Here is an 8,492-nt window from a genome sequence, read left to right on the forward strand (position 1 = left end):
GAGCGGTACGGCGGTGAAACGCAACGCCCTCAGGGTGGCGGGCCGGGGCTGGGGCACACATCGCACCGTCACGGCCGCAGTTCGCGCGGCCGGTGAGGGCGCGGTCATCCACGTCCAGCCCGGGGACTACCGCGAATCCGTGGTGCTGGACCGCGACATCACCCTGATCGCCGAGAAGGGCCCGGGAACGGTGCGCGTCGTCGCCGCCCACGGACCCGCGATCACGGTGCGGGGCGGTACCTGCGAACTGCGTGACCTGACGGTCGAGGGCACCGCCGACCGCGAGCCGGCCGTGCTCGTCCGCGGCGGCCGAGCCGTCCTCGACCACTGCGCCGTCTCCGGCGGGCGCGTCGAGATCGGCCGCGGAACCGTCGAACTGCGCACCTGCACCATCGAGAACGCCGAGGGCTCCGGTGTCCTCGTCACCGGCACCGCCCACGCCGTCCTGGAGGAGTGTGTGATCCGCTCGATGGCGGGGCACGGCCTGACACTCAGTGATGCCGCCCGCGCGGAGGTACGGCACACCACGGTCGAACGTGCCACCGGTTGCGGCATCGTGCTGACCGGCGAGTCGCAGGGCATCTTCGAAGCCTGCACGGTCCGCCGCGTCGGCGACGCCGGTCTGCTGGCGCAGACCCGGTCGCGCCCGCTCCTGCGGGACTGCCGGCTGCACGACGTCAGGACGCAAGGCGTACGCGCCGCCGACGGCGCCACCGCGGCGGCCGTCACCCCCGCGGCCGAAGAGGGGGAGCACGCCGCAGCGGCCGAGCGCGGGGCGCCCCGCATCAGGCTGGAGACGTGCGAGATCTTCCGCACCGGCAGCGAGGGCGTCCTGGCGGGCGACGCGGCCCGGCTCCAGATGGACGACTGCCAGATACGGGAGACCGGCGGCGCGGGCGTCATCGCCACGGGCACCGGTCGCGTCGAGATGGACCGCGTCCGCGTCGTCGACGTACCCGGAACCGGCCTGGCCGTCGTGGAGGACGCGGAACTGCGGGTGCATGGCGGCACAGTGGCCCGGACCGGGGCCAACGGCGTGCACGCCACGGACCGGTGCACCGTACAGCTCACCGAGTGCGAGATCTCCACCACGGCCTACACGGCCCTGCACATCGCCGACAACGTCCGCGCCGAACTGCGCTCCTGCACCGTCCGGGACAGCGCCCAGCACGCCGTGCGCGTCGAGGGTGCCGCCGACCTCACCGCCGAGGACACCCGCATCGAACGAGCCCGGATGACGGGCGTGGACGTCAAGGACGCCGACGCCGTACTGCGCGGGCTCGTCGTCGCCGACACGGCTACCGGCATCCGTCTGGACAGCCGACACCGGCCGCTGCTGGCCGACTGCGAGGTACTGCGGCCCGCCAGGACCGGCGTCGAGATCGCGGCGGGCACCAGCGCCCTGCTGGTGGGCGGCCGGATCGAGGGGTCGGGATCGGCCGGCGTCTTCCTCGACGAACGCAGTGAGGCCTGGATCGAGGACCTCACCATCTTGGACGCCCAGGGCAGTGGCCTGGTGATCTGGGCCGGAGCCCGGCCCCGCGTCCGCTCCGTCACGATCGCGGGCACCACCAAGAACGGTGTGTACGCGGGCGACGGGTCCGAGGGTCTGCTGGAGGACTGCACGATCTCCGCCACCGGCTATCCGGCGGTGTACGTGGGGTCCAAGGCGGCCCCTATCCTGCGCCGCTGCCTGGTGCGCGACACGGACGAGGGCCTGTCCCAGGCCGACGACGCGGTGGCTCGGTTCGAGCAGTGCCGCACCAGCGGCGTCACGGCCTCCACCCTGCCCACGGCCGACGAGGACGACGGCACCGGACCGGCCCGCGCGGCGGACACGGAGGGCAGGACCGCGGGCGTACCCGCGACCGGCCCCGGCACGGCATCAGGCACGGCGCTCGCCGTCCGGGAAGGAACGGGCGAGGACCGGCTGCCGGAGCTGCTGGCCGAACTGGGCGACCTGGTGGGCCTGGAGAGCGTCAAGCGCGAGGTGGAGTCCATGGCCAAGCTGATGCAGTTGGTCAAACGGCGTCAGGAGGCGGGCCTGCAACCGCCGCCGCTGAGCCGCCACCTGGTCTTCGCGGGGAACCCGGGCACGGGGAAGACGACGGTGGCGCGACTCTACGGACGGCTGCTGGCCGCTCTCGGACTGCTGACCGACGGGCACCTGGTGGAGGCCGACCGGGGCGCCCTGGTGGGGGAGTACGTCGGCCACACCGCGCCCCGGACCACCGCCGTCTTCAAACGGGCGCTGGGCGGGGTGCTGTTCATCGACGAGGCCTACTCCCTGGTGCCGGCCGGGCAGAGTACGGACTTCGGGCAGGAGGCGATCTCCACCCTGGTGAAGCTGATGGAGGACCACCGCGACGACGTGGTGGTGATCGCGGCCGGATACCCGGAGGACATGGAGCGCCTCATCGACTCCAACCCCGGCCTGGCCTCGCGCTTCACCCGGACCCTGCGCTTCGACGACTACTCGTCGCGGGACCTCGTGCGGATCGTGGAGCACCAGGCGGCCCGGCACGAGTACCGGATCGGCGACGACACGGCCACGGCGCTGCTGGACCACTTCGGCTCGATCGCCCGGACCGAGCGCTTCGGCAACGGGCGTACCGCCCGCCAGGTCTTCCAGCAGATGACCGAACAACACGCCATGCGGGTGGCCGACCTGTCCGACCCGGACGTCGACGACCTCACGGTGCTGCTGCCGGCCGACGTCCCCGCGGCGGTGTCCTGATGGCGGGCCGTGGTGTGTCCGCCCGACACACCGGCGCCGGGCGGCATACCGTGTGCTGTTCAGCTCGTCACGGGACCCGGAGGCTCCGGGAAGTGCGAGGCACGGTCGAGACGGGAGTAGGACTGGCCCGAGCTGTTGATGAGCGCGATGTAGTTGCCCAGCAGCGCGAGGGCGTTGGCCTGCAGGGCCAGTGCCTTCTGCATGGCCGGGTTGATGTGGGCGGCGAACTCCTCACCGATCTCGGCGACGATGCGCGCATCGTTGTCGTTGGTCTCCTGCACCGTCGGGCTCCAGCCGGTGCCCCCGGGCGTCGTGGGGCCGTACGAACCCGAGGAGATGGCCGGCTTCGGCTTGGCCAGCGCCCAGAACTGCGAGTGCACGGCGGTGTCGACCCTGGCCCGCAGGGTCTCGTAGTTGCTGACCGCGTTGCGCCCCTGGGCCAGCAGGGTGGTCTCGGTCGCCCGGACGGTGGTCGCGTCGAACATGATCGGGCCGCTGTCGGCGACTTCGGTCGCCGATTCGCCGCCCGATCCGCCGCTCGGGTCCTGGTTGAAGCTGGGCGGGGTGTCCCAGCCCACCGACATGCCGGGGACGAGATGGCCGAACTCCTTCACGTTGTCCGGATCTTCGGCGGCTCCGCCGCCCTCGCCGCCCGGGGCGGGTTCATTCTGGGGATTGGGCATTCTCTGCTCCCATGTGAGCGTCCGTCGGCGACAGACAGCCGGCGGTCTGGTCGGACGATGCCGACCCTCGCAATGTTGTCACACCGAGCTCCGGCGGTGAAAGCGTCGGATCCCATGTCCGGGAGGCCGCCCGGCTTCCGTGTGCCGTGGACGGCGGTCAAGGTTCAAGGAGTGTCAGTCATGTCAACACCGGCCGGAAACAACAGTGGTTCGGACGGCGAGGGTTCGGGCGGTCACGGCGGCGGCATGTCTCCGGAGGAGTTCCGGGTCGCGCTCGGCGAACTCAGGCGGGCGATCGGAGCGGTGCGCGGCGAGAGCGAGCACATCGCGGGACTGATCGGTCAGGTGGAGGCCCGCTTCGAGGCGGCGCAGACCCACTGGCAGAGCCCCGCGGCCTCGACCGCCGAGGTGATGACCAGTTGGTTCGCCAGGGCCTCGCACGATCTGGAGGAACTGCTGCGCGAGATGGCGCACCGCATGCAGACCGCCTACGACAACTACGCCTCCGCCGAGCAGGCCAACACCACCAATTCCGGAGGCTGACGATGCCCGAGAGCGCGAACTACGACGCCGTCACGATAAAGATCGATCCGCCGGCACTCGGCACGGAGGGCACCACACTCGTGTCGCTCGCCGGCGAGATCGGTGAGTCGATCATGCGTGTCAACGACATCGCCGCCGGGCTGAGACTCGGCTGGGTCGCCCCGAGCGCCACGGAGGCCCAGGAATTCGGCGACCGCTGGACGCGTGTGATGACGGAGATGTTCGGCCAGGAGGGCGGCCAACTCGGCGTCCTTCCCGCCATCGCCGGAGGAATACTCGGCGCGGCCGTGGGCTTCAGCCATCTGGAGAACGAACTGTGGTGGGCCTTCACCAACTTCTCGAACGAAATGGCTGTCCCCACCGGTGACGGCGGCGGGCCCTCGGACCACCTCGGACCCGAATTCCCCTTCACTCAGGACTTCCCCAACTAAATGACCAGGACAAGCTTCCACCGCCCGGCCAGGACGTTCCCGACCTCGGTCCCGGAGCAGCAGGTCTCGCTGGCCGCGCCTCCGCAGAAGGCCGCGCAGAACCAGGCGCAGACCTGGCTCTACATGCTGCTTCCGCTGCTCAGCAGCATCAGCATGGCCGCCTACATGGTCACCTTCGGGCGACCCTGGATGATCATGCTGGGCATCGGCTTCGTCGTCGTCTCCATCGGTGTGACGGTCGTCGTCAGGACCCAGACCAAGAACGCCGGCCGGCGCACCCAGTACCGGCAGCGCGACCGGTACGTCGAGTACCTCGGGGACATCCGGAACCAGGCCCGCGAGTCGGCGGCGGCGCAGCGCGCGGTCAGCGCCTTCGTCCACCCGAGCCCCCGGCGCCTGTGGGCGATCGCCACCACCGGCCCGCGCCGGGTGTGGGAACGCAGGCCCGCCGACGCCGACTTCATGAAGCTCCGGCTCGGCATCGGCCGTGGCGCCCCAGCGATGCGCATCGCGCTGAGCCGGCACAGCGACCCCACGACGGAACACGACCAGGACGCCCGCCGCCGGGCCGAGAAGCTGTCCCGCGACTTCGAGACCGTCGGACTCCAGTCCGCCTTGGTCGACCTCGCGGGCACCGGCGTCCTGAGCCTGCTCGGCCCCGAGGAGCGCACCGCCGAGCTGACCGGATCGCTGCTGCTGCAACTCGCCGTGCTGCACGCCCCCGACGACGTGCAGATCGCGGCCCTCGTCCAGGACGAGGACCGCTCCTGGGCCTGGGCGAAGTGGCTGCCGCACGCCCGCCGGCCTGGCCGGGGCGGCTCGGCGCCCATGATCGCGCTGAGCATGGACGGTCTCGCAGACATCCTCCAGTCCCACGTCGACCGGGTGCGTGAAGAGCGCACCGAGCGCGCCGGCTCGCTCGGGATACGCCGCGAGCCCAGGACCGTACGGCATCTGGTGGTCGTCCTCGACGGCTTCCGGCCCGACGCGGACTGGGCCGGGCTGCCCCTGGTGTCCGACCTGCTGGCGGAGGCGGGCCCGGACAGCGGCCTGCATGTGGTGTGCGTGGTCGCCAAGGAGAGCGAGGAGCCCAGCCGGGTCGACGCCCGCGCCCGGGTGGACGCCGAGGGCGCTCTCACCCTGGAGACGCGGCACCCCGCGCTGGTCCAGACCGCCGAGGACGCGATTGCCGACGTGTGCCCGCCTCCGCTCGGCGAGCAGACGGCCCGCGCGCTGGCGCCGCTGAGGCTGTCCGGCGAACACGAACAGGTCCTCGCGCGTACCGTCGCCCTGCCCGAGATGCTGGGCGTGTCGGATCTCGGCGCGTTCGACCCCACCGCGCTGTGGCGCGAGCCCGACGACGAGGCGCTGCTGCGGCTGCCGATCGGCTTCACCGGGGGCGGCTCCCCGCTCGTGCTGGACCTCAAGGAGTCCGCGCAGGGCGGCATCGGCCCGCACGGCCTGGTCGTCGGCGCCACCGGCTCCGGCAAGAGCGAACTTCTGCGCACCCTGGTGACGGGCCTGACCATGACCCACGCCCCCGAACACCTGAGCTTTGTCCTGGTCGACTTCAAGGGCGGCGCCACCTTCGCCGGCGTGACCGAACTCCCGCACGTGGCAGGTCTGATCACCAACCTCGCCGACGACCTGGCCATGGTCGACCGGGTCCGCACCGCCCTCCACGGCGAGCAGCAGCGCCGTCAGCGGATGCTGCGGGCGGCCGGCAACGTGGACTCGGTGCGCGAGTACCAGATCCTCCGGGCGAACGGCGGCACCGACGAGGACGGCAGGCCGCTGGAGCCGATGCCGTACCTGATGATCGTCGTCGACGAGTTCGGTGAACTCCTCACCCAGCGCCCCGACTTCATCGAACTGTTCGTACAGATCGGGCGAGTCGGCCGAAGCCTCGGCATGCACCTGTTGCTGGCCACCCAGCGGCTGGACGAGGGAAGGCTGCGCGGGCTGGAGTCACACCTGTCGTACCGGGTGTGCCTGCGCACCTTCAGCGCCCAGGAGAGCCGGGCCGTGATCGGGACCATCGACGCCTACCGGCTGCCCTCGATCCCGGGCTCCGCCTACCTCAAGGTCGACGAGTCCGTCTACGAACGCTTCCGCGTCGCCCACATTTCCGGCGCCTACGAGGAGGCCGACGAACACGTGACGCAGACCGGGCCACCCGCGGTGCCCGTCCCCTTCGGCCTGCGCACCGCCGAGGACGCCCAGGAGGAGGACGGCGAAGAGACCGAGCCCTCGGCCTCCCTGCCCCGCACGCTGCCCGGCCGGCGCACCGAGATGCAGGTCGTCGTCGAGCAGGTGAAGGCGCACGGCAGCCCCGTGCACCAGGTGTGGCTGCCGCCCCTGCCTCCGATGATCGAACTCGAATCGGTGCTCGCCCCACTGGAGAGCGACGACGAGCGGGGACACCACTCCCTGCTGTGGCCCCAGGGCGGCGGACTCACCTTCCCGGTCGGCGTGGTGGACCTCCCGGCCCGCCAGGAACAGCGCGCGCTGCTCCTCGACCTGTCCGGCCAGCAGGGGCACCTCATCCTGGTCGGTGCCCCCCAGTCCGGCAAGAGCACCTTGCTGCGCTCCCTCATGCTCAGCGCCATGCTCACCCACACCCCGGACGAACTCCAGTTCACGGGCATCGACTTCGGTGGTGGCAGCCTCATCGGCCTGGAGAACGCACCGCACGTGTCGGGTATCACCACCCGGCACGACGAGGCGCGCACCCGGCGCGCCCTCGCGGTGGTCCGCCGACTGGTCGACGAACGCGAACGGCTCTTCCAGGAACTGCGCGTCGACTCCGCGGCGGACTTCCGCCGGCTCCGCGAGGAGAAGTCCCTGCCCGCCGGGGTCAACGCCGCCGACGTCGTCCTCGTCGTGGACAACTGGAGCGCGCTGCGCGGCGCCGTGGAGGAGGCCGAGGCGATCGTTCCCGACATCGCCGTACGCGGCCTCAACGTGGGCGTCCACCTGGTCCTGACCGCCAACCGCTGGGCGGAACTGCGGGCCAACCTGCGCGACACCATCACCGGACGCCTCGAACTGCGGCTGGCCGAACCCGCGGAGTCGGAGATCTCCCGGCCCTTGGCCAAACAGGTGCGCGCCTTCGTCCCGGGGCGCGGCCTCGCGGCACCGGGCAGCTTCTTCCAGGCAGCGCTGCCCCGCCTGGACGGCGCCGCGTCCGTCGACAACCTGACCAAGGCACAGGAGACCGCGGTCGCGGATCTCGCCACCGCCTGGAAGGGCGTCGTGGCCCCGCCGCTGCGCGTGCTGGCCGACGTGGTGACGCCGAAGGACCTGGCGCAGGCCGTGGAAACCCTCCCCGGAGGCGCCGAGGCGCTGCCCGCGGGCGCCGTGCCGATCGGCATCGGGGAACTCGACCTGGCCCCCGCGGTCATCGACCTGGAGACGGACGGGCCGCACTTCCTGGTCTACGGCGACTCCGGATCGGGCAAGACGTCGTTCCTCCGGTCCTGGATGCGGCAGACGGCCGCGCGCCGGTTGCCCTGGGACGTGCGGTTCATCGTCGTCGACTACCGGCGCGGACTGCTGGGTGCCGTACCCGACGACTACATGGGCGCGGTCGCCGGCGACCCGGACACCGCCACCGCGTACCTCGGGCAGGTCGTGGAGAAGCTGAAGGAGCGCATCCCGCCCCCCGGCATCACCCCGCGCGAGCTCAAGGAACGCGACTGGTGGGCCGGACCGGAGCTGTACCTGGTCGTGGACGACTACGACCTGGTCGCCCCCGCCGGGGCGGGCGGACGCGGGCCACTGGCCGCGATCGGCGACTATGTGACCCAGGCCGCCGAGATCGGCTTCCACGTGGTGCTGGCCCGCCGCAGCGGCGGACTGTCCCGCTCCCTCTCCGACCCGGTCGGCGGACGCATCCGTGAACTGGGAGCCGACGGGCTGCTGCTCTCGGGCGACCCCCGCGAGGGGTCCGTCCTGCACGACCAGCGGGCCCGGCGCCTCCCACCCGGCCGCGGCCTCTTCGTCTCCCGCCGCACCGGCACCGCCCTGCTGCAGACCGTCTACGACCCGGCCGACGACTAGCAGGTGCGCGGGGTCCTCGGCCCCACGCACCACCGA

The 8,492-nt window shown here is 71.8% G+C and carries 5 protein-coding genes; 4 read left to right on the forward strand and 1 reads right to left on the reverse strand.

Going from position 1 to position 8,492, the window contains the following annotated elements:
- The first annotated feature begins 13 nt into the window (after positions 1-13).
- Complete coding sequence (locus ACGH7X_RS38980; RefSeq protein WP_399895251.1) at positions 14-2,737, forward strand: right-handed parallel beta-helix repeat-containing protein; 2,724 nt, start codon at positions 14-16, stop codon at positions 2,735-2,737.
- A 59-nt stretch (positions 2,738-2,796) separates the two neighbouring features.
- On the opposite strand, the gene ACGH7X_RS38985 is transcribed toward ACGH7X_RS38980, so the two are convergent.
- A complete protein-coding gene (locus tag ACGH7X_RS38985) occupies positions 2,797-3,420 on the reverse strand; it encodes a hypothetical protein (protein ID WP_399895254.1) in 624 nt (207 codons plus the stop codon).
- Positions 3,421-3,600: 180 nt separating this feature from the next.
- Between ACGH7X_RS38985 and ACGH7X_RS38990 the strand changes: the two genes are divergently transcribed.
- Genes ACGH7X_RS38990 through eccCa form a run of 3 tightly spaced genes read left to right on the forward strand, consistent with a single transcriptional unit; the run spans position 3,601 to position 8,456 of the window.
- Positions 3,601-3,963 (forward strand): WXG100 family type VII secretion target, encoded by a 363-nt coding sequence (locus ACGH7X_RS38990; RefSeq protein WP_399895256.1) that lies wholly within the window; start codon positions 3,601-3,603, stop codon positions 3,961-3,963.
- A 2-nt stretch (positions 3,964-3,965) separates the two neighbouring features.
- Positions 3,966-4,394 carry a hypothetical protein gene (locus tag ACGH7X_RS38995; protein WP_399895259.1) on the forward strand — a complete coding sequence of 143 codons (429 nt, stop codon included), beginning with the start codon at positions 3,966-3,968 and terminating at the stop codon, positions 4,392-4,394.
- Entirely contained in the window at positions 4,395-8,456 is a 4,062-nt protein-coding gene (gene eccCa, locus ACGH7X_RS39000; protein ID WP_399895262.1) for a type VII secretion protein EccCa, read from the forward strand.
- Positions 8,457-8,492: the final 36 nt, after the last annotated feature.

Source organism: Streptomyces sp. BBFR51, assembly GCF_044591655.1.
GTDB lineage: Bacteria > Actinomycetota > Actinomycetes > Streptomycetales > Streptomycetaceae > Streptomyces.

Coding starts and splice junctions, on each gene's coding strand:
- ACGH7X_RS38995 (WP_399895259.1), top strand. CDS start 3,966: ATGCCCGAGAGCGCGAACTACGACGCCGTCACGATAAAGATCGATCCG.
- eccCa (WP_399895262.1), top strand. CDS start 4,395: ATGACCAGGACAAGCTTCCACCGCCCGGCCAGGACGTTCCCGACCTCG.
- ACGH7X_RS38990 (WP_399895256.1), top strand. CDS start 3,601: ATGTCAACACCGGCCGGAAACAACAGTGGTTCGGACGGCGAGGGTTCG.
- ACGH7X_RS38985 (WP_399895254.1), bottom strand. CDS start 3,420: ATGCCCAATCCCCAGAATGAACCCGCCCCGGGCGGCGAGGGCGGCGGA.